Genomic DNA, 810 nt, shown 5'->3' with positions numbered 1-810 from the left:
TAGCAATTGGGTTTGATAATTAGTTTATAACACTTTTAGGTGGGATTGACTATACTCTCCTTATGTTAAATCATTTATTTGCTTGGCGGATTGTTATCACGGCCACCACCTGAAGGGTTACCGGTCGTACTTGGAAAACCTGCACCTTGACCATTATTCATAAAAATTTGCATAGCGACACTCCATTAAAATATTAATTAAGTTTGTGTAGTCAGTAGCTCACTGCCTACAACCACTATACTAAGATTTAATCTTTGATGAATCTCCCCCGAAACTGCGTATTTTTTTTAAAATCTAATTAATATAAGATTGCTCGGCTGATAGATCTTGGTATCTCATTTGCTAACAAAATCCGCTCTCCACATAGCATTCTCACATACTGCACAAGACCAACTCTCTTTTGCCCGCATATAAGTGATATCAGCGGGTACTTCAATGGGACAGGCGCTCCCGCAATATTCACAACAAACATCATCTAAGCAAGCATAGCATTGGTTTATGGTTTCTTAGATTAACACACCAAGTGCAACGCTAAATTATATTATAGAACACCTGATTGGGCGTTTTAAACCCTAAGCGTTTTCTTGGTCTGTTGTTTAGTTTATTCTCAATGTCCTGTATCTCATTATCAGAGACTTGTCTAAAGTCACAACCCTTAGGCAAGAACTCTCTGATTAAGCCGTTAGTATTCTCGTTGGTTCCTCGCTGCCATGACGCATAAGCATCGGCAAAGAAGAAGGAAGTAAAGAGCTTTCGTTTCACCTTCTTATGCTGAGCAAACTCTTTACCATTGTCAGAGGTAATGGTCTT

The 810-nt window shown here is 38.8% G+C and carries 1 protein-coding gene; it reads right to left on the bottom strand.

Annotated features, from left to right (window positions below):
- Positions 1-531: 531 nt before the first annotated feature.
- Positions 532-810: IS30 family transposase (locus EI162_RS14360; protein ID WP_192524318.1), on the bottom strand; the 279-nt coding region annotated here is incomplete at its 5' end.

It is taken from the genome of Psychrobacter sp. FME6 (assembly GCF_014861365.1).
GTDB lineage: Bacteria > Pseudomonadota > Gammaproteobacteria > Pseudomonadales > Moraxellaceae > Psychrobacter.
Note: the sequence above shows the minus strand (reverse complement) of the source record. Positions and strands in the feature narration are given on the sequence as shown.